This window comes from Streptomyces sp. NRRL F-5123, assembly GCF_000721495.1.
GTDB lineage: Bacteria > Actinomycetota > Actinomycetes > Streptomycetales > Streptomycetaceae > Actinacidiphila.
This window is the reverse complement of the sequence record NZ_JOHY01000010.1, coordinates 1-17270: the sequence shown is the minus strand read 5'-3', so window position 1 is coordinate 17270 and position 17270 is coordinate 1. Positions and strand designations below refer to the sequence as shown.

The window sequence follows — 17270 nt, the reverse complement described above, 5'->3', positions numbered from 1 at the left end:
GAAGCCGACCGCCCCGCCGTAAGGGGCAGGCATGGGAGCCCCGCGGGGGAACGGACCCCGCGTGACCCCCGGCTCGCCGCCAGGCGGAAACGCAAGGAGCGGCCCCGTCCCGGGCCCCGCCGACAACCGGGTCCGGGACGGGACCGCCGTCCCGACTGCCCCCTACACGGGCGTGCTGACGAGCGCCCGCCACCGCGTCGCCCGCAGCCGGGCGACGAGCGGGGCCGTGCGGCGGGAGGCGAGGGCGAGCGGCCACGCCACCAGCGCGCCCAGCACGAGTGCGGCGAGCACGTCGTGCGGGTAGTGCACGCCGATCCACACCCGGGACGCCGCCATGAGCAGCGCGACGGGCGCCGCCACCAGTCCGGCCCGCCGCCAGGCGAGCAGCAGCGCGACCGCGCAGGCCGCCGCGATGGCGGAGTGGTTGCTCGGGAAGGCGTAGTCGCCGAGCCCGGGACAGGTCTCGACGGTCGTGACGTGCAGCGTCCGGCACGGCCGCTGCTCGGCGAAGGCGGACTTCACGACGTCGTTGACGAGGTAGACGGCGACGACGACGAGCGGCACGCACAGCGCCGCGGCCATCCGCCGGTCGTCGGCGGCCCGCGCCCGCCACCACACGGCGAGCATCAGCGCGGCGAAGATGCCGAGCCCGTAGTCGCTGAAGGCGCGGACGAGGTCGTCGAGCGGCCCCGGTGTGCGGTGGGCGAGGTCGACGACCCAGCGGTAGAGCCCGGCGTCGAAGGTGGCGGTCACATGTCCTCCCCGGACGGCCGGACGGCGGTGCCGCCGGTGCGGGTGTCGGTGTGGGTGGCGTTGTCGCTGGTGCGGGCACGGCGTCCGCGCAGCACCTCGCGGACGAGCGGGGCGAGCGAGATGACGACGATGACGGCGACGATCGGCAGCAGGTACGTGTCGACGTGCGGCACGGACGAGCCGAGCGCGTACCCGCCGAGGACGAGCCCGGCGCTCCACACCGCGCCGCCGACCACCTGCCACAGGGCGAAGGTGCGGGCGGGCACGCCGAGCGCGCCCGCGAGCGGGTTGAGGACGGTGCGGACCACGGGCACGAAGCGGGCCAGGACGACGGCTTTGGCGTGCCCGTAGCGGTCGAGCAGTTCGGTGGCGCGGGCGGCTCCCTCGTGGAGCCGGGCGTTCTTCGTTCTCGCGAGCAGTGCGGGGCCGCCGCGGCGCCCGAGGACGTACCCCGTCTGCGCGCCCAGCAGCGCGCCCGCGACGGACGCGAGGAGCACCTGCCAGAGGGTGAGGTGCACGTTGCCGGAGGTGCTGGAGGCGCACAGCAGGCCCGCGGTGAAGAGCAGCGAGTCGCCGGGGAGGAAGAAGCCGACGAGCAGGCCCGTCTCGGCGAAGAGGACGACGGCGATGCCGAGGGCGCCGAAGGAGGAGAGGAGGGAGGTCGCGTCGAGGACGTTGACGGCGAGGCCGGTGCCGGCCGCGTGCGGGCCCGGTACGGACAGCGGCACGGGTACCTGTGCGGGTAGCTGCGCGGCGATCGGCAGGAGCATGCGGGGGGAGCCCTCCCATAATGGGTTCCGGGGCGCGGTGCGGCGCCCCCGCCGTCTACAGTTGTGTAGTCGGTCTACAGCACTGTAGACGAACGAGCGGGAAGGAGCGATTCCATGCCGGAGGCGTATGGGGTCGGCGGGGCTCAGGGCGAGCCCCACGAGCCCCACGAGGCGCAGACGGGCGCGGCCCGCCGTCCGTCGGGCGAGCTGGAGGCGAGCGTGCTCGCCGCACTGTGGGCGGCGGGCGGTCGCGCCCTCACCCCCGCGGACGTGCAGCGCGACCTCGGCGCCGACCTCGCGCGCACGACCGTCACGACGATCCTCGCCCGTCTCCACGACAAGGGCGCCGTCAGCCGCACCCGCGCGGGCCGCGGCTACGCCTACCTCCCCGCCCAGGACTCGCCCGGCCTCGCCGCCCGCCGCATGCGCTCCGAGCTCGACAAGTCCGCGGAGGGCCAGCGCGGCACCGTCCTGGCCCGCTTCGTCTCCGAACTCGGCCCGGCCGACGAGCGCCTCCTCCGCGAACTGCTGGCCCAGGCCGCACCCCCCGACGCACAGGGCGGGGACGCATGACCCCGCGAGCCGCCCGCGCCGCCTCTGCCACGCGGTCGGGCCGCGCGCCCGGCGCGGGCCGCCCCGCGCGCCGCGGCGGCACGCCGCCCGCCGGTCCGTGCCGCATCTCGGGCGGGGGCCTTGCCGCGCTGCCGGGGCGTGTCCGGGGGCGGGATGTGCGTGGGTGTGTCGTCTGCGGCGTCGGGCGGTGTGCCGCGGGTGGGGCGCTGTCCCGCATCTCGGGCGCGGGCCTTGCCGTGCTGCCGGTTCACGCCCGGGACGTTCACGTCGGGGCAGGCGGAGGTGAGGTCCGGTGAATTACGCCGTCTGGTTGCCGCTCGTGGTGCCGCTGCTCGCCGCGCCCGCCGCGCGGCGGCTCGCGGAGGCGGTGGCGCCGCGGGTCGCGGCGTGGCTGCTCGCCGGGTCGGCGGTCGCGCTCGCCGCGTGCAGTACGGCCGCGCTCGCGCTGCTCGCCGGGGCGGGGGCGTTGCGGCTGCCGCCGGTCGCGGCGCTCGGGCACCTCGTGCTGCCGGTCGTCGGGGACGGGGTGACGGTACCCGCGGCGTGCGTGGCCGCCGGACTGCTCGGGGCGGTCGGTGCGGCGCTGGCGCGTACGTACCGGCAGCGCGTGCGGATCACGCTGCGCGCCCGGTACGCCGCCGACGCCGCCGGGTCCACGGGCGGCGACCTCACCGTCCTGGACGACGACGGGCCCGACGCGTACGCGCTGCCCGGCCGCCCCGGGCGGGTCGTCGTCACGACGGGCATGCTGCGGGCGCTCGACCCCGCGGAGCGCGAGGTGCTGCTCGCGCACGAGCGGGCGCACCTCGCCGGGCGGCACCACCACTTCCTGACCGCCCTCGCGTTCGCCGCCGCCTGCCACCCGGCGCTGCGGATGCTGCGCGCGCCGCTGTCGTACGCCCTCGAACGCTGGGCCGACGAATCCGCGGCCGCCGCGGTGGGCGACCGCCGGGTCGCCGCCCGGGCCATCGGCCGCGCCGCGCTCGCCGCCCGTCCCGCCGCGGCCCGCCCCCGTACCGCCCTCGCGGCGACCGCGGGCCCCGTCCCGCGCCGGGTCGCCGCCCTCCTGGCCCACCCCCGCGCCCCGCGCGCCCCCAAGACGGTGGCCACCGCCCTGGCCGCCTGCCTCGCCCTCTCCGCCGCCTGCGCCGTGGAGGCCGCCCACGACCTCCACGGCTCCATCGAGGTCGCCCAGGGGGAGCACACCGGCTGAGCCGCGGCTCGGGAGTGCTTACTCCAGGTGCTCGGAGAGGTCGTCCACCGTCCAGTCGGCTTGGCGGAGGATGGATCGCAGAGGGCCGGCGGCGAGGGAGCGGTGCAGCGGGAGGATGACGGTCCGGTCGTCCTTGCGGTGGTCGGCGTGGCTCCCACGGGTCGAGATATGGCCGAAACCCGCACGGCCCAGTGCCTTGGCGACCTCGGTACCGGACAGACCGCTCGGAACAGCCGGGCTCATGCGACGCGGACCTCCACGGGGGCCGTGATCACATCGGTGACTTCCGGGGCGGGCGCGTCCTCGAAGTACAGCTCCAGCGCTTCGCGCAGGTTGTCCAGGGCGTCCTCGACGGAATCGCCCTGGCTGGTGACCTCGACCTGAAGGCAGCGCGCCACGTACCACTCGCCCTCATGGGTGACCGCGGCGGTCAGATGCAGTGCGTGCGTCATGGACAGAGCCTGGCACGGCGCACGCAGCCGGCACCCGCGCATCGTGCGGGCCGTCCGCGCGGGCCGGGCGGCTCGGCGACAATGGCCAGGTGGAGGACGTATTCGCGGCGGCGTACGCGCGGGCGCTCGGGGGCGGCGAGGACGAGGTGGACGCGGCCGCGTCCGTGCTCGCGGCGCAGCCCGACTGGGACGGCGCCGCCGCGCGCCAGGCGGCCGAGGTCGTACGCGGCTGCGCCCGGCGCGGCTGGCAGCCGCAGGACCTCGTCCGGATGGCCGCCCGCGAGCTGGGCGCCCGGCACGAGCGGCTGGCCCTGACCCTCACCGACGACGCCCCGGCCCCGCCCGGCACCGCGCCCGGCGGGGATCCCGGCGCGGGCTCCAGGGGCTCGTCCGGCGCAGGCGGCTCCTCCGGCCACGCCCCCGGTGGCATGACCGGCTTCGCCCGGCGGGAGAAGCTCGACCGGTTCTCCGCCGCCACCGTGTGCGTCGAGGTCCTGCGGTTGTACGGGCGGCTGCCGCGGCTGCCCGCGCTCCAGGCGCCCGGCGCGGAGGCGGCGCCGCCGGGGACGGGCAAGATGCTCGCCCGCATCCGGGCGCTGCTCGCGAAGGCGGAGTCGACCGGCTTCCCGGAGGAGGCCGAGGCGCTGTCGGCGAAGGCGCAGCACCTCATGGCGCGGCACAGCATCGACGCCGCCCTCCTCGGCGCGGCGGCCGGGGAGGGGCCGGGGGCGCGGCGGATCGGGGTGGACCGGCCGTACGAGGGCGCGAAGGCGCTGCTGCTGGACGCGGTCGCGGAGGCGAACCGCTGCCGGTCCGTGTGGTCGTCGGACTACGGCTTCGCCACCGTCGTCGGCCACACCGCCGACCTCGACGCCGCCGAGATCCTGTACACCTCGCTGCTCGTCCAGGCCGACCGCGCCCTGCACGCGGGCCGCGTCTCCCGCTCCCGCGACTTCCGCGAGTCCTTCCTCATCGCGTACGCGTCCCGCATCCGCACCCGGCTGACGGACGCGACCGCGCAGGAGGAGTCGGCGTCCGCCGCGTCCGCCCCAGAACTGCTCCCGGCCCTCGCGTCCCGCGCCCTCGCGGTGGAGGACACCACCCGCCGCCTCTTCCCGTCCACGACCACCTCCCGGCTGCGCGCCCGCGACGCGGCGGGCTGGTCGGAGGGCGAGTCGGCGGCGGACCGCGCGAACCTCCGCGGGGGCGGCCGGGGCTGACCCCGCCCGCCGGGCCGGTGACCCCCGCCGGACCGCGTCGGCGCCCGCCGGGCTGTCGGGCCCCCGGGGGCTGCGGCCCCCGGCGCCCCGGGCCGCTGACCTCCCGCCTGGCGTCCTGCCCGCCGGGCCGGTGACCCCCGCCGGACCGCGTCGGCGCCCGCCGGGCTGCCGGGCCCCCCGGGGGGCTGCGGCCCCCGGCGCCCCGGGCCGCTGACCTCCCGCCTGGCGTCCTGCCCTCCGGGCGGTGGGGCTTCGCGGTCCCGCCCGGGTGCGTGCTCACACCCGGTGGTGCGTCACCACCCCGCGTCCCGGGCGCCACACGTCGATGACCAGTTCCCCGCCCACCACGCGGGTGAGGACGGCCTCGTGGAGGTCGAGCCGGAAGGCGTGGAAACCGCCGGGCGGTTCGGAGCCGGTCGTGTACGTCGCCAGGTCCGTGCCGGGGACTTCCACCGCGACCCCGGCGACCTTCGCGTCACCGTCCCCCTCGCCGTACGGGTGGGCGTGTATCGCGCACCGGCCGTCGCGGAGCAGGTCGCGCGCCTTGACCGCGCCCCGCATCGAGCCGAACGACAGGTCCGGCCCGCGGAAGTCGACCTCCGTGCCGCTCACCCGCGGCGAGCCGTCCCGCCGCAGGGTGGCCAGGACGTGCGTCCGCCCTGCCGCGAACCGGGCACGGACGGCCGCGGCCAGCTCGCCCGTCTCCTTCTCGAACCGCTCCCATGTCGCCATCTCCGCAGTCTCGCAGGGGGCACTGACAGCGCCGTTTTTCCGTTGACGGCCGCGGGGCCGCGTGCGAAGGTGAGCGCCGCACGACCCCCGGCCTCACTCACGGCAAGGACCGAACGCCAATGACCTCGGCGAGCCGCACCGGCCGCCGCGCGCGCTGAGCACCAAGCGCAGCAACCTCGCGACGGCGGCAGCACATCCCCGCGCGTCCCACGTACCCGTACCGCTTGCGCCCGTACGGCATACGACGACGCGCCCTCCTTGCCCTGCCTTCCCGTGCGCGCGGCACGCGCGCAGAATCCGTGAGGTCACCCTTTCACCATGGACGCCACCCAGGTCCAGCAGTTCGCCGTCGCCCACCTCCGCCGCCGCCCCGCGGCGGCCGAACTCGGCGGCTTCGTCGCGGGGTTCGATCCGGGCACCGACAGCCCCTACGTCAACTACGCCACCCCGCTGCCCGGTGCGGAGCCGTCCGCGCGGGACGTCGCGTCACTGGTCGCGGCCTTCCGGGAGCGCGGGCTGCTACCGCGGCTGGAGTTCGCGCCGGAGGCCGCGCCCGCGGTGGCAACCGCCCTGCGGGCGGCGGGATTCCGGACGGAGGCCGTGCACGACTACCTCGTGTGCACGCCGGACGCGCTGAGCGTGCCGACCGCGGCCGTGCACGTCGAAACCCCCGCCGGGGACGCGGACTTCGCCGCGGTCGACGCGGCCCTCGCCGAGGCGTTCGGCGGCGCGTTCGCGTCCTCCGCCGAGGGCGCGGCGCGCCTGCGCCGTACGGAGGAGTCGGGCGGCGCGGTCCGCTTCGTCCGCGCCCCCGGCGGTACGGGCTGCGCGGGCGGCGGCTCCTGCTCGGCGCCCGCCGCGGGCACGGCCGAACTCGCGGGTCTGGGCACCCGCCCCGCCCACCGCGGCCGCGGCATCGGCGCCGCGGTGACCGCCGCCCTGGCCTCGGCCCTGTTCGACCGCGGGGCGTCCTCGGTGTGGCTGGAGTCCTCGGGCCCCGACGCGGAACGCGTCTACGCCCGCACGGGTTTCCGCCGCGCGGGCACCCGCCTCTACCTTTCGCTCCCCGATGTCGGTGGTGTCGGTTAGCCTCCGCCCGTGAGCGAGACGACGGCGGAGCAGGTGCTGGCCCGGCAGTGGGCGGAGTACGCGGCGCAGGCGGCGGCGGACGACGGGACGGACCCGGAGGTACGGGCCCGGCTCGTCGCGCTGTTCGGCGAGCCCGACCCCTACGAGGAGGTCGTCGCCCCCTTCGGCGACGGCTGGCCGGGCCTGGCCCCGCCCCGCGAGCAACCCTGGGACACCGACCCGGACGAGCTCGCGGCGCACGTGCTCGCCGACGTGCGGGCGGCCGAGAAGCGCCGCGTCAAGGAGTACGAGCGCGACGCGAGGCAGGGCATCGTCGGCCGCCGCCCCGCCTTCGCCCTCGACCGCCCCTACCGCGCCGCGGAGGCGGGCCCGCTGCTCGCCGCCCGCGGCGTGGCGGAGGGCTTCCCTTACGGCGGCGCGGAGTTCACGGCCGTCCTGGCCTCCTGGGAGTCCCGCTTCGGCACCCGCCTGGTGGGCCTGGACCACGACACGGTGATCCTCTCGGTCGCCGCCCCGCCCCGTACGACGGCCGAGGCGGAACACGTCGCGGCCGAGCACTTCGCCTTCTCCTCCGACACGATCGTCCAGGAGGAGGACGAGATCCTCACCGAATACGCCGCCAACCAGCTGGTGACCGAACCGGTGTGGCGCTTCTGGTGGGATTGAGCCGCTACTCGCCCGCCCCGAAGGGCAGTTCGCGCCGGAAGACGACACGGGGCACGCCCTGCCCGTCGTAGTCCGGGACGGTCTCGGCCGTGAAGCCGAGGCTGCGGTGGAAGGCGATCGAGCCGGTGTTGGCGGGTGAGGTGATCGCCTTGAGCCGCCGGGCGCCGCGCGCCTGGGCCGCGGTCGCGAAGGCGGTCCAGAGCGTGCGGCCGAGGCCCGTGCCGCGGGTGTCGTCGCGGGTGGCGATCAGGTGGACGTAGCCCGTGGCGTCCGGGGTGACGAAGCCGACGAGGTAGCCGCGGATGCCGTCCGCGGCGCGGGCGGTGAGGCAGGTGTCGCCGAACTCCTGGACCAGGGCGGTGAGATGGAGCGCGCGCAGGTCGCGCTCGCCCCAGTAGCGGTGGTGGTCGGCGAGTACCTGCCGGAGGTCCGCCACCGTCGCGGGAAGGATGTCCACGGGCCTGCCCTAACTGTCGGAGCCGTCGAGCCGGAAGTGCCACACCACCGCGACCGGCGAGTCGTCCAGGACCGCGGCCGCCGCCTGCGGGCAGCGGTGCAGCAGCCCCCACGAGACGTGGCCCGCAAGCACCTCGGGGGCCGGGCCGAGGGCGGGGCGCGGCCGCCGCGGCTCCTCGCACCGCAGGACCCGGAAGCCGAGCGGGAGCGCGGCGGCGAGGTAGGCGCTGAGGGGGCGGTGGTATTCGGTGAGCAGGGCCGCGCCACCGCGTACAGGCGTCGGCCGCAGGTAGGCGGCCAGCTGATGGGCGTCGGAGATCACCAGGTGCCCGCCGGGCCGCAACACGCGCGCGAACTCCGCGAGCACCGGCGCCAGTTCGGGCACGTGCGTGAGGGCGAGCGCACACACCACGGTGTCGACGCTCGCGTCCGCGACGGGCAGCCCGTGCAGGTCGCCCTCCCGGAAGTCCCCCTCGGGCACGCGCGCCCGGGCGTGCGCGAGCATCTCCGGCGAGCTGTCGACGCCGATCACGTCGTGCCCCGACTCCCGCAGATACGCGGTGTGCCGCCCGGTGCCGCAGGCCGCGTCCAGCGCGGTCCCGGCCCGCAGCCCGTCCAGGATCCCCCGGACGACCGGCTGTTCGACGTCGACCATCTGGTTGCCGGGGGAGTCGTAGCGCCCGGCCCACTCCCGGTAGACCTCGCCCACCCCGATCCCGCCCTCGCCCGCCTCCACCCCCTCGGCGAGTTCCGGGGATTCCAGCAGGGCGCGCACCTCCGCGACCCGGGCCTCGACGAACTCCCGGTCGGCGCTCCCCTCCCGCAGCCCGCGCAGCAGCGCGGCGCCCTCGATGCCCAGCAGATACCCCAGCGGACTCACATAGGTCACCCCCCGACGCTACGGCCCCGCCGTGCCCGCAGGGTAGTTTCGGCGCCATGGAGCAGACCGAGGCCAAACGGGAAGCCGTCGTGGCCGTCCTGCGCGAGGACGGCCGGATCCTGGTCATCCTGCGGGGGCCGCAGGCACGGGAGTCCGGCTACTGGGCGCCGCTCAGCGGCACGGTCGAGCCGGGCGAGCGGCAGCAGGACGCGCTGGTGCGCGAGGTGCGCGAGGAGGTCGGACTGCGGGTGACCCCCCTCGCCAAGGTCTGGGAGAGCACGAGCGCGGACGGCCGCTTCGTCCTGCACTGGTGGACGGCCGCGGTCACGGGCGGGGCGCTCACCCCCGACCCGCGGGAGGTCAGCGAGGCCCGCTGGGTCACCGCCGAGGAGTACGCCCGGCTGTCCCCGACGTTCGCGGGGGACCACGCCTTCTACACGGACGTCCTCCCCCGGCTGTGACCGGGACGGCGACTGCCCGGCTCAGCCCGCCGCCAGGACCTGCTCGCGCAGGATGTCGGCGTGCCCGCAGTGGTGGGCCAGCTCCCGCAGCACCTGCAAGTACACCCAGCGCAGCGTGCGCGGCCCGGTCCGGTGCCCGGTCGCGACGGTGTCCAGCGGCAGCCCGGCGACCACCGCCCGCGCCGTCACACAGGCCTCGCGGTGGGCCGCGGTGACGGACGCGATCGTGTCGCCGTCGCCGAGCCGGAAGGACTCGTCCGGCCCCAGCACCAGCCCGAGTTCGCGCCGCGGCGTCCCGCCCACGCACTCCTCGAACCACACCCGCTGCATCCACGTGACGTGCTTGAGCAGCCCCAGCAGCGTCGTCGCCGACGTCACGAGCCTGCGCCGCGCCTGCTCCTCGCTCAGCCCGTCGAGAGCCGCCTCGATCGCGCTCCGGTAGTCCTCGACGAACGCGTCGAGCTGCGTGCGCTCGTCCTCCAGCGGTACGTCGAACGCACCCATCCGCCTCTCCCTCCCCACCGCGGACCCCCGCGGCGGCCCCTCGATGGTAGGGGCCCGGCGCCGCCGCCCCGGCAGAACGGGGCTACTCTCGGGGCTCGTTCGGCGGGCACGACGTGGGGGAGTGCGAGAGCAGTGCGTGTTGCGGGTAGGACGGGCGGCGAGGGGACGGCAACTGCCGTGGTGAGTGTGACGGAAGCGGTGGAGGCCTTCGTCGCGCGCGAGGTGGCGGCCCTGCGGGCCCTCGGGTGCCAGGTGTGGGTGAGCCGCTGCGCGTGGACCGACGCCTACGACGGGAGTCGGGCCGTGTTCAGGTACTGGCTGGCGCTGGACGACGAGCAGGGCGAGTGGTTCGAGCCCTACTACAACGGCCCGGCCGACGACCAATTGCCGGTCGGCTACGACGACTTCGGGCTCTTCTACCAGGGGGGCAAGTCGGAACCGCCGTCGGTCCACATGAGCAACCACGTCGGCCACCTGCCCGAGGTGGTGGAGGCGCGGGACGAGACACCGCTGAGGTTCGTCGCGCGGATCGACTCCCCGCAGGCGGCCCGCGCCTGGCTCTCCCGGCCGGACGCCTACGTGCGGTGCGACGAGTGCCGGTCCTTCCCGTCGATCCCGGTCCTGGTCGGCGACCCGGAGCAGGAGTGCGAGTGCGGCGCCTTCGAGCGGGACGACGACGGCCGGCTGACGTGGGAGGAGAAGTACGCGTACACCTTCCCCGCGGTGTACCTGCGCGCCTGACCCGCCCGGCCCGCCCGGCGCGTGCGGCGCCGCTCAGCGCACGGTCATGTGCGACGGCTCCCACACCGAGCAGTCGTGCGCGAAGAGCACGCGGCGCGGGTCGAAGTCCGCGAGGCGGTCCAGCCAGGGGGCGTAGCCGGGGAGGGGCTGCGGCACGCCGTCGCGCGCGGCTTCGCGGGCCAGGTGGTCGGACGCGAAGTCGGAGGCGAAGTCGTGGGCCTGACCGGCGAGGACCACCGTGCCGTCGTCCTGCCGTAGGGCCAGCGACTGGTGGCCCTCCGTGTGCCCGGGGGTCGGGACGACCCACACCCCGGGGCGGATCTCCGCCTCGCCCTCCAGCTCCTCGTACACCGCGCCGGGGAAGTCGACCAGCGCGTCCACGGTGTGGCCGCCGCGCCGGGCGGTCGCCAGCTCGACGTCCTGGACCAGGATCGGCCGCCGCGCGAGCAGCGGATTGCCGCCGCAGTGGTCGAAGTGCAGATGGCAGTTCACGACCAGCGAGATGTCGTCGAGGCCCACCCCCGCCGCCGCGAGCGCCTCCGGCAGGGCCCGCCGCCGGGGCCGGTAGTGCGCCTCGGTCTCCGGGCCCGCGTCACCGATGCCGGTGTCGAAGAGGATGAGCCCGTCCTCGTGCCGTACGAGGTACGCGAGCACGGGTTCCACCCGCGGCTGCGGGCCGCCCACTTCGGAGGCGGGCCGGACGAAATAGCCGAGGTCCAGCCGCCGTACGGCCGTGTTCTTCGCCATCGGCCCATCCTGGCACGGGCCCGCGCCGCGGGCGTCTGCCACGCTGCCTTCCATGCCCGCCCGCGACAGACGACTTCCCCGGCACCTCGCCTGGCCTCTGACCAGCACCGATGTCGCCGACTGCCTCGGCCCGCACATGAGCGGCGTCACGGAGCTGCGGTTCCTCACGGGGCACGACAGCGGGACCCTCGTCCTGAGCGCGGCATGGGTCGCTCCCGCCCCGCGCACCTACGGCCGGGGCGTCCACCCGGACGCAGTCGGCATCCGCATCGACGTCCACCCGGTCGACGCCGCCTCCCGCGCCGCCTCCCGCGACGTCCTGCGCGCGCACGGTCTCCCGCAGCTCCACGCGTGGGTCGTCCAGTCGCTCGCCGCCGACGAGACCTGGCAGTTGACCGCCCACCGGCGCCACTGGCGGCTGTCCGGCGGCCGCCTCACCTACCGCGACGAGGAGTGAGCCGGGTTCGCCCGCGCGGGCGGAAGGCCGTCTGCCACCCTGGTCCGCATGGCAGAAGAACCGGCGGGCGCGGGACGGCGGCCGGGCCGCGGCCGCAGGCGGGACGTGATCGCCGCGGTCGTCACCTGCGCGGCGGTCGCGGCCGCGGTCGTGCACCTGGTCCGGCCCGGCCTCTCGATCGACGGTGTCACCGTCGTGCTCCTCGCCGTGGCCGTCGTGCCGTGGCTGGGCGACCTCTTCGACAGCATCGAGCTGCCCGGCGGGACGAAGCTCCAGTACCGGCAGCTCGCCGAACGCGTGGAGGCCGCCGAGGAGAACTCGGCGCAGGCGGGCCGCACGGCGGACGACGCGTCGCGCACCGCGCGGATCGCCCTGGTGACGAGGACCGGCGACGACACCGTCACCCCGGGCCCCTACGCGGACACCTCCGCCGGACCCGCCGGGACCGTCGAGCGCCTGGCGGACGAGTACGCGAGGGTGCGCGGCACACCTCGCAGCCCCGCCCGCACGGACCGCATGGAGCAGATCTTCGCCGACCTGGTGACCGTCACCCGGCAGCGCGACGACTTCGACGTCGAGGCCGCGCTCACGTCCCCGGCCCCCGGCATCCGGCTGGCCGCCTACGCCCGGCAGTACGCCCGACCCGACGGGGAGTACCTGGACGACCTGACGCAGGCGGTCCTGGACGACGAGGCGATCGCGTTCAGCCAGTACTGGGGCTTCCACGCGGTCGTCGCCGTCCTCGACAAGGTGGGCGCGGGCCGCATGCGGGTCGACCACGTCGCGGGCCTGGAGGCCTGCCTCGCACGGCTGCCCGCCGACAGCGACCGCACCATCGTCCTCCGCCGCCTGCTGGCCAAGGTCCACCAGGCGGCCACCCCGCGCTGACCCCGCGGGCCCGGGTGTCGCGGTGTCAGTCCCGCCCGATCCGGGCGGTGGCCCCCTCCAGGCCGGCGACGTCCGCGGTGGTGACCGCGTCCGGACCGGTGGAGCGGTACGGCGCCGCGGAGCCTTCCGCGGGCCTGGACCTCGCCAGCCACAGGCCGGTGAACACCGCGGCGGCCGAGGTGACGGCGCCGGCCGTGACGAAGGCGCTGTTGAGGCCGGTCCCGAAGGAGGCGCCGCCGGACTCCCGGGCGCGGACGACGGCTCCGAGCACCGCCACCCCGAGCACCGCGCCGATCTGCCGGGTGGTGCTGCTGATACCTGAGGCGAGGCCGCCCTCCTGCGGGCTGACCGCCTGGATGGCGGCGCCCGTCAGCGGGGACAGGGTCAGGGCGAAGCCGATCCCGACGACTGCCAGCCGCCACCACACGTTCCCGTAGCCGGTGTCGGCGTGCACGGTGCCGAGCGCCAGCAGCCCCAGCCCGGCCAGGGCCAGGCCGGCGGTGGTGACGACGCGGAAGCCGTACCGGGCGGCGAGCCGGCCCGCGTAGGGGCTGACGGCCACCATGGCGAGGGAGGTGGGGAGGGTCTGGAGGCCGGCGCGCAGGACCGAGCTGCCCTGGACGTACACGAAGAACTGGGAGAAGAAGAACGACGAGCCCATGAGCGCGAACCCCACCACGACCATGGCGGTGTTGGACACGGTGAACAGCCGCTCCCGGAACAGCCGCAGCGGCAGCATCGGTGCGGGGCGGCGCGCTTCGACGGCGACGAAGGCCGCCAGGAGGACCACCGCGGCGGCGAAGCTCCCCAGGATGACCGGCGACGTCCAGCCGCGGGCACCGCCCTCGATCAGCCCGTAGGTCAGCACCCCCACACCCAGCGCGGACAGCACCGTGCCGGGGACGTCGATCGCGGGGGCGTGCGGATTGCGCGTCTCGTCGAGGCTGCGCAGACCGGCCAGCAGAAGGACCACGCCGATGGGCAGGTTCACCAGGAAGATGGCGGGCCAGCCGAAGGCGTCCGTCAGCACGCCGCCGGCCACGGGTCCGGCCGCCAGGCCGATCCCGCTGAGCCCGGCCCACAGCCCGATCGCCCTGACGCGTTCCTGCGGTACGGGATACGCGGCGGCGAGCAGGGCGAGCGAGGCGGGGCTCAGCGCCGCGGCACCGACGCCCTGCAGCACCCGGCCGGCGACCAGCCAGCCGAGTGAGGGCGCGAGGCTGCACAGCGCCGACGCGGCGGTGAACACCACGACGCCGGTCAGGAACACCCGCTTGCGGCCGAACCGGTCGGCGAAGATCCCGCCCGACAGCAGCAGCATGGCGACGAGCAGCACGTACCCGTCGACGATCCACTGCAGGCCGGTCAGCTGGGTGTGCAGCTGGTGCTGCATGTCGGGCAGGGCCGCTCCGACGATCGTGTTGTCGAGCAGGACCATGAACTGGCCCAGGCAGGTCACCGTGAGCAGCGTGCCCCGGCCCGATCGACTGCCCGCGGTCGTGGGCGGTGCGGTCATGGGGATTCCCCTCCGTCGGTCGTCGCGCCCATACCCTCGGACGCTTTAACGCAGTCGGCGACTGCGTTAAAGGACTATAGAGAGGTCCTCGCCGCAAACGCAAGCACTAACTGCGTTAAGGTGAGGGACATGAACGAGCACCAGCGGGCCCGGCGGCCCGGCGGGCGCAGCGCGCGCGTCGCCGCGGAGGTCCACCAGGCCGTCACCGACCTGATCAGCGAGCGCGGCTACGGCAACTTCACCGTCGGGGAGGTGGCGGCGCGTGCGGGCGTGGCCGACAGCAGCATCTACCGCCGGTGGGGCAATCTGGAGACCCTGCTCACCGATGTGGCGCTCAAGCGCCTCAACGCGCAGTCGCCGATGCCCGACACCGGGAGCCTGACCGGCGACCTCCGCACGTACGCGGCCAACGTCGCCCGCGAGATCACCGGCCCCGACGGCCTCGCGCTGGTGCGCCTGGCCGTCGCCCTCTCGGGCAACGGCCGGCAGGGCGACCAGGCCCGCGACGACATCCGCGACGAACGCACCCGGCAGCTCCAGTCCATGCTCGACCGCTCCCGCGACCGCGGCGAGAACGCCCCCGACGCGCTGGAGGTGCTGGACCACGTCCTGGCCCCGATGTACATCCGGGTCCTGTTCGGCATGGTCCCCCTCACCCCGGAATACGTCGACGGGCTGGTCGACCGGCTCCTGACCTGAACCCGCCCGCGGGGCCCGCGCATCACCGCGGCGACATGCGGGCGCGCACTGCGCACGCGGAGGCGTACGCCGTCACGCACCGGGGCGCACGCACTCCGCCCACACGACCTTGCCGGGCCCGACACGGTCCGTGACCCCCCACCGGTGCCCGGTGACCCGGTCCACGACCGTCATCCCCCGCCCGTCCTCGGCCTCCGCGGCCGCCTCCCGCACCACCGGCACCCCCTCGCTCCGCCCCCGCGCGTCATGCACCTCGATCCGCACGCCACCCGGCACACGGAGGACGCTGACCCCCGTCTTCCGCCCGACCACGGCCGCGTGCCGCAGCACATTCGTCATGAGCTCGGTGAGCACGAGACCGGCCTCCGGGACCAGATCCTCCATGTCCCACCGGGTGAGTTGCCGATCGAGCGAGTGCCGCGCCTGATGTACCCCGCGGGGCGTGGCAGGCCACAGGATCTGCGCGGGTGAGTAGGGGTGCGATGCCGTAGCCATCGGTGGGGGCCGCCTCTGCGTGATCGGAATCTGACGATGTGTATGCAGAGTGGCGTGAAGTGACCTAGTGTCGGTAGGGCTGGAGCATTGCCCCTTCGGGACCGGCAGATGGGCCTGCCTCCGTGCAGGTGCGTCACGCATTGCGCGCAGGCCGCGGCCCCTTTTGCCGGAGGGCGCCAGGTTGTTGCCTGGCCGACGAGGCAACGGAAGTGGGTGCGTACGTTCGCATGCAGGACAACAGTGCTGGCCTTCTGTCAGTTCGCGCGGTCTATTGCAAGGAGCTGGCTCGACTGCGAGCCCGTAGCGGCTGGAGCTTGGGCCAGCTCTCCGAGAAGACCAAGTACGACACGTCCTACCTGCATCGGCTGGAGAAGGGCACGCGGGTTGGCTCGATCGACGCCGCGTGTGCGCTGGGCGAGGTATATGCCACGGGCGAACTTCTCTCCGACCTGTGGCATTTGGTGAAGCGTGAAGCGGACGCCAACCGATTCGCCGGATTCAGCGAGGCGGAGGCCGAGGCGACCAGCCTCTACGCCTTCAGTATCGGTACGGTGCCGGGCCTTTTGCAGACGCCCGGGTACGCCGAGGCGCTGATGCGTATGGAGCGACCGGCCAGCGAGGAGATACTGGCCAAGCAGGTCGATGCGCGGATCGCACGGCAGAAGCGCCTGTCCGGTCCCAAGGCCTTGAACTACCGAGCCCTGCTCGACGAGTCGGTTGTTCGACGTCCGGTGCCCGATCCGCAGGTTTGGGCAGACCAGTTGGAACGACTCGTGCAAGCGGCCCAGGAACCCAACGTCGCGCTGCAAATCGTGCCGCTCGGCGCGGGACCCCACCCGTTGCTCTGGGGTCCGGTGCAGCTGCTGTGGTTGCCGAACGGCCGCATGATCGCCTACGTCGAGAGCACGTGGAGCGGCCACGTCATCACCGAATCTGAGGAGGTGGAGCGACTCCGGTTGGCCTACGATCTGTTGAGGGATTCAGCGCTTTCAACGGCGGATTCCCTTGCCCTGCTGCGCAGCATGCTGGAGGACCACACGTCATGCATGAGTCAACCCCGGACCTGAGCGTTGCTGCTTGGCGTAAGTCGTCGTACAGCGACGGATCGAACCCCAACAGCTGCATCGAGGTCGCTGACGACTTCCCCGGCGTGGTCCCGGTGCGGGACTCGAAGGACCCGCAGGGTCCCGCCCTGGTCTTCCCGGCGGAAGCCTGGGCCGCGTTCGTCGCGGACGTGAAGGGTGACCGTTTTCCGGTGTGACCGGAGGGCATAACTGGGGCGACCGGCCCGCCCGTTGACGCGGTCCGGCGGAGGAGGAGCCCGGCATGCTTGAATCCATTCCGGACTTGCGCGTTGCTGCTTGGCGTAAGTCGTCGTACAGCGGCGGCTCCCACCCCGACAGCTGTGTCGAGGTCTCCCTCGACTACCCCCACCTCGTCCCCGTCCGGGACTCCAAGGACCCCCACGGTCCCGCCCTCCTCTTCCCGGCGGCGGCCTGGGCTGCCTTCCTCAGCGAGGTCAAGGCCGGGCGCTTCCCGGGCTGACCGCGGAGCCGGAAGCGTACGCGTCAGGAAGCCGGTGACCGCGCTCCCCCCTGCGGTGGAGGGTCGGCTTCCCGCCGGTGGGGGTGCCCGCGCCTGGCGGCGCGGGGTGTTTCCCACCTCCACCGCCCGTGCAGGTGGAAGCGACGGCTTCTGCCCACCCTGCGGGATGACCCGCAGTCGGGGGCGAGCCGCGGTCCTTTGGGACATCACCCCCACCGGCGGGCAGCCGCCGACGAGACGTCGGGAGGGGGACGATCCGGGGGTGCCCCCGCAGGAATGCGCATCGACTCCCCGTCACGCTGGGGGAGAGGTCGGACGCGCATTCCGAGGAGGTACCCCCGGAGTGGCCCCCGACCCCACCCACCGAAGCAGAAGCGCGATGCCCCGCCGGGCAACACCAGGGGCGCGTGGGG

24 protein-coding genes are annotated in these 17270 nt (G+C 74.9%); 13 read left to right on the top strand and 11 right to left on the bottom strand.

Annotated elements, in window-relative coordinates:
- Window positions 1–162 precede the first annotated feature (162 nt).
- Together IH54_RS0112170 and IH54_RS0112165 are read right to left on the bottom strand one after the other, a co-directional pair.
- Complete coding sequence (locus IH54_RS0112170) at window positions 163–753, bottom strand: phosphatase PAP2 family protein (RefSeq protein ID WP_031515833.1); 591 nt, start codon at window positions 751–753, stop codon at window positions 163–165.
- Window positions 750–1523, bottom strand: coding sequence for a DedA family protein (locus IH54_RS0112165; RefSeq protein WP_078862129.1), 774 nt, complete (start codon window positions 1521–1523; stop codon window positions 750–752). The genes IH54_RS0112170 and IH54_RS0112165 overlap by 4 nt, the downstream gene beginning before the upstream one ends.
- 114 nt (window positions 1524–1637) lie before the next feature.
- Between IH54_RS0112165 and IH54_RS0112160 the strand changes: the two genes are divergently transcribed.
- Complete coding sequence (locus IH54_RS0112160; RefSeq protein WP_078862128.1) at window positions 1638–2096, top strand: BlaI/MecI/CopY family transcriptional regulator; 459 nt, start codon at window positions 1638–1640, stop codon at window positions 2094–2096.
- Between the two features lie 292 nt (window positions 2097–2388).
- On the top strand, window positions 2389–3309 hold the full coding sequence (locus IH54_RS0112155) for a M56 family metallopeptidase (protein WP_031515827.1): 921 nt from the start codon (window positions 2389–2391) through the stop codon (window positions 3307–3309).
- Between the two features lie 18 nt (window positions 3310–3327).
- On the opposite strand, the gene IH54_RS0112150 is transcribed toward IH54_RS0112155, so the two are convergent.
- Entirely contained in the window at window positions 3328–3552 is a 225-nt protein-coding gene (locus IH54_RS0112150; RefSeq protein ID WP_031515825.1) for a type II toxin-antitoxin system HicA family toxin, read from the bottom strand.
- On the bottom strand, window positions 3549–3761 hold the full coding sequence (locus tag IH54_RS0112145) for a type II toxin-antitoxin system HicB family antitoxin (RefSeq protein WP_031515824.1): 213 nt from the start codon (window positions 3759–3761) through the stop codon (window positions 3549–3551). The genes IH54_RS0112150 and IH54_RS0112145 overlap by 4 nt, the downstream gene beginning before the upstream one ends.
- An 89-nt stretch (window positions 3762–3850) precedes the next feature.
- Between IH54_RS0112145 and IH54_RS0112140 the strand changes: the two genes are divergently transcribed.
- Window positions 3851–4981, top strand: a complete 1131-nt coding sequence (locus tag IH54_RS0112140; protein WP_031515823.1) for a DUF2786 domain-containing protein — start codon at window positions 3851–3853, stop codon at window positions 4979–4981.
- A 276-nt stretch (window positions 4982–5257) separates the two neighbouring features.
- Here the strand turns inward: IH54_RS0112140 and IH54_RS0112135 are convergent, their stop codons facing one another.
- The gene (locus IH54_RS0112135) at window positions 5258–5713 is read right to left on the bottom strand and encodes a pyridoxamine 5'-phosphate oxidase family protein (RefSeq protein ID WP_031515822.1); all 456 of its coding nucleotides are present in this window, start codon (window positions 5711–5713) and stop codon (window positions 5258–5260) included.
- Between the two features lie 318 nt (window positions 5714–6031).
- On the opposite strand from IH54_RS0112135, the gene IH54_RS0112130 reads away from it, so the two are divergent.
- Together IH54_RS0112130 and IH54_RS0112125 are read left to right on the top strand one after the other, a co-directional pair.
- Window positions 6032–6802, top strand: a complete 771-nt coding sequence (locus tag IH54_RS0112130; protein WP_031515821.1) for a GNAT family N-acetyltransferase — start codon at window positions 6032–6034, stop codon at window positions 6800–6802.
- A gap of 9 nt (window positions 6803–6811) precedes the next feature.
- Window positions 6812–7468 (top strand): DUF4253 domain-containing protein, encoded by a 657-nt coding sequence (locus IH54_RS0112125; protein ID WP_052397337.1) that lies wholly within the window; start codon window positions 6812–6814, stop codon window positions 7466–7468.
- Window positions 7469–7472: 4 nt separating this feature from the next.
- On the opposite strand, the gene IH54_RS0112120 is transcribed toward IH54_RS0112125, so the two are convergent.
- Window positions 7473–7925, bottom strand: coding sequence for a GNAT family N-acetyltransferase (locus IH54_RS0112120; RefSeq protein WP_052397336.1), 453 nt, complete (start codon window positions 7923–7925; stop codon window positions 7473–7475).
- 9 nt (window positions 7926–7934) lie between these two features.
- Window positions 7935–8813 carry a class I SAM-dependent methyltransferase gene (locus IH54_RS0112115; protein ID WP_031515815.1) on the bottom strand — a complete coding sequence of 293 codons (879 nt, stop codon included), beginning with the start codon at window positions 8811–8813 and terminating at the stop codon, window positions 7935–7937.
- A 47-nt stretch (window positions 8814–8860) separates the two neighbouring features.
- Between IH54_RS0112115 and IH54_RS0112110 the strand changes: the two genes are divergently transcribed.
- The gene (locus tag IH54_RS0112110) at window positions 8861–9265 is read left to right on the top strand and encodes an NUDIX hydrolase (protein WP_031515813.1); all 405 of its coding nucleotides are present in this window, start codon (window positions 8861–8863) and stop codon (window positions 9263–9265) included.
- Window positions 9266–9286: 21 nt separating this feature from the next.
- On the opposite strand, the gene IH54_RS0112105 is transcribed toward IH54_RS0112110, so the two are convergent.
- Window positions 9287–9769: a DinB family protein gene (locus IH54_RS0112105; protein ID WP_031515811.1), complete on the bottom strand. Its 483-nt coding sequence runs from the start codon at window positions 9767–9769 to the stop codon at window positions 9287–9289.
- Window positions 9770–9955: 186 nt separating this feature from the next.
- Between IH54_RS0112105 and IH54_RS0112100 the strand changes: the two genes are divergently transcribed.
- A complete protein-coding gene (locus IH54_RS0112100) occupies window positions 9956–10510 on the top strand; it encodes a hypothetical protein (RefSeq protein ID WP_159011791.1) in 555 nt (184 codons plus the stop codon).
- A 33-nt stretch (window positions 10511–10543) separates the two neighbouring features.
- Here IH54_RS0112100 and IH54_RS0112095 read toward each other — a convergent pair whose 3' ends face one another.
- The gene (locus IH54_RS0112095) at window positions 10544–11257 is read right to left on the bottom strand and encodes an N-acyl homoserine lactonase family protein (RefSeq protein WP_031515807.1); all 714 of its coding nucleotides are present in this window, start codon (window positions 11255–11257) and stop codon (window positions 10544–10546) included.
- Between the two features lie 52 nt (window positions 11258–11309).
- Here IH54_RS0112095 and IH54_RS0112090 point away from each other — a divergent pair, with 52 nt between their 5' ends.
- Window positions 11310–11714 carry a hypothetical protein gene (locus tag IH54_RS0112090; RefSeq protein ID WP_031515805.1) on the top strand — a complete coding sequence of 135 codons (405 nt, stop codon included), beginning with the start codon at window positions 11310–11312 and terminating at the stop codon, window positions 11712–11714.
- Window positions 11715–11762: 48 nt separating this feature from the next.
- On the top strand, window positions 11763–12602 hold the full coding sequence (locus IH54_RS0112085; RefSeq protein ID WP_159011789.1) for a hypothetical protein: 840 nt from the start codon (window positions 11763–11765) through the stop codon (window positions 12600–12602).
- A gap of 25 nt (window positions 12603–12627) precedes the next feature.
- Here the strand turns inward: IH54_RS0112085 and IH54_RS0112080 are convergent, their stop codons facing one another.
- Window positions 12628–14118 carry an MFS transporter gene (locus IH54_RS0112080; RefSeq protein ID WP_052397335.1) on the bottom strand — a complete coding sequence of 497 codons (1491 nt, stop codon included), beginning with the start codon at window positions 14116–14118 and terminating at the stop codon, window positions 12628–12630.
- A gap of 129 nt (window positions 14119–14247) precedes the next feature.
- Between IH54_RS0112080 and IH54_RS0112075 the strand changes: the two genes are divergently transcribed.
- Window positions 14248–14817, top strand: a complete 570-nt coding sequence (locus IH54_RS0112075; RefSeq protein WP_031515799.1) for a TetR/AcrR family transcriptional regulator — start codon at window positions 14248–14250, stop codon at window positions 14815–14817.
- Window positions 14818–14889: 72 nt separating this feature from the next.
- On the opposite strand, the gene IH54_RS0112070 is transcribed toward IH54_RS0112075, so the two are convergent.
- Window positions 14890–15201, bottom strand: a complete 312-nt coding sequence (locus IH54_RS0112070; protein WP_031515797.1) for an ATP-binding protein — start codon at window positions 15199–15201, stop codon at window positions 14890–14892.
- Between the two features lie 338 nt (window positions 15202–15539).
- On the opposite strand from IH54_RS0112070, the gene IH54_RS0112065 reads away from it, so the two are divergent.
- From IH54_RS0112065 to IH54_RS0112055, 3 genes are all read left to right on the top strand, one after another.
- A complete protein-coding gene (locus IH54_RS0112065; protein WP_043180635.1) occupies window positions 15540–16379 on the top strand; it encodes a helix-turn-helix domain-containing protein in 840 nt (279 codons plus the stop codon).
- A complete protein-coding gene (locus IH54_RS0112060) occupies window positions 16355–16573 on the top strand; it encodes a DUF397 domain-containing protein (protein ID WP_031515793.1) in 219 nt (72 codons plus the stop codon). Before IH54_RS0112065 ends, IH54_RS0112060 begins: the two co-directional genes overlap by 25 nt.
- A gap of 65 nt (window positions 16574–16638) precedes the next feature.
- Window positions 16639–16857: a DUF397 domain-containing protein gene (locus IH54_RS0112055; RefSeq protein ID WP_031515791.1), complete on the top strand. Its 219-nt coding sequence runs from the start codon at window positions 16639–16641 to the stop codon at window positions 16855–16857.
- Window positions 16858–17270: the final 413 nt, after the last annotated feature.

What these genes read in the sequence shown, in the direction of transcription:
- IH54_RS0112165 (WP_078862129.1), bottom strand. Translation starts at nt 1,523, where the DNA reads ATGCTCCTGCCGATCGCCGCGCAGCTACCCGCACAGGTACCCGTGCCG.
- IH54_RS0112160 (WP_078862128.1), top strand. Translation starts at nt 1,638, where the DNA reads ATGCCGGAGGCGTATGGGGTCGGCGGGGCTCAGGGCGAGCCCCACGAG.
- IH54_RS0112150 (WP_031515825.1), bottom strand. Translation starts at nt 3,552, where the DNA reads ATGAGCCCGGCTGTTCCGAGCGGTCTGTCCGGTACCGAGGTCGCCAAG.
- IH54_RS0112145 (WP_031515824.1), bottom strand. Translation starts at nt 3,761, where the DNA reads ATGACGCACGCACTGCATCTGACCGCCGCGGTCACCCATGAGGGCGAG.
- IH54_RS0112135 (WP_031515822.1), bottom strand. Translation starts at nt 5,713, where the DNA reads ATGGCGACATGGGAGCGGTTCGAGAAGGAGACGGGCGAGCTGGCCGCG.
- IH54_RS0112130 (WP_031515821.1), top strand. Translation starts at nt 6,032, where the DNA reads ATGGACGCCACCCAGGTCCAGCAGTTCGCCGTCGCCCACCTCCGCCGC.
- IH54_RS0112110 (WP_031515813.1), top strand. Translation starts at nt 8,861, where the DNA reads ATGGAGCAGACCGAGGCCAAACGGGAAGCCGTCGTGGCCGTCCTGCGC.
- IH54_RS0112105 (WP_031515811.1), bottom strand. Translation starts at nt 9,769, where the DNA reads ATGGGTGCGTTCGACGTACCGCTGGAGGACGAGCGCACGCAGCTCGAC.
- IH54_RS0112095 (WP_031515807.1), bottom strand. Translation starts at nt 11,257, where the DNA reads ATGGCGAAGAACACGGCCGTACGGCGGCTGGACCTCGGCTATTTCGTC.
- IH54_RS0112090 (WP_031515805.1), top strand. Translation starts at nt 11,310, where the DNA reads ATGCCCGCCCGCGACAGACGACTTCCCCGGCACCTCGCCTGGCCTCTG.
- IH54_RS0112085 (WP_159011789.1), top strand. Translation starts at nt 11,763, where the DNA reads ATGGCAGAAGAACCGGCGGGCGCGGGACGGCGGCCGGGCCGCGGCCGC.
- IH54_RS0112080 (WP_052397335.1), bottom strand. Translation starts at nt 14,118, where the DNA reads ATGACCGCACCGCCCACGACCGCGGGCAGTCGATCGGGCCGGGGCACG.
- IH54_RS0112075 (WP_031515799.1), top strand. Translation starts at nt 14,248, where the DNA reads ATGAACGAGCACCAGCGGGCCCGGCGGCCCGGCGGGCGCAGCGCGCGC.
- IH54_RS0112070 (WP_031515797.1), bottom strand. Translation starts at nt 15,201, where the DNA reads ATGGAGGATCTGGTCCCGGAGGCCGGTCTCGTGCTCACCGAGCTCATG.
- IH54_RS0112065 (WP_043180635.1), top strand. Translation starts at nt 15,540, where the DNA reads ATGCAGGACAACAGTGCTGGCCTTCTGTCAGTTCGCGCGGTCTATTGC.
- IH54_RS0112060 (WP_031515793.1), top strand. Translation starts at nt 16,355, where the DNA reads ATGCATGAGTCAACCCCGGACCTGAGCGTTGCTGCTTGGCGTAAGTCG.
- IH54_RS0112055 (WP_031515791.1), top strand. Translation starts at nt 16,639, where the DNA reads ATGCTTGAATCCATTCCGGACTTGCGCGTTGCTGCTTGGCGTAAGTCG.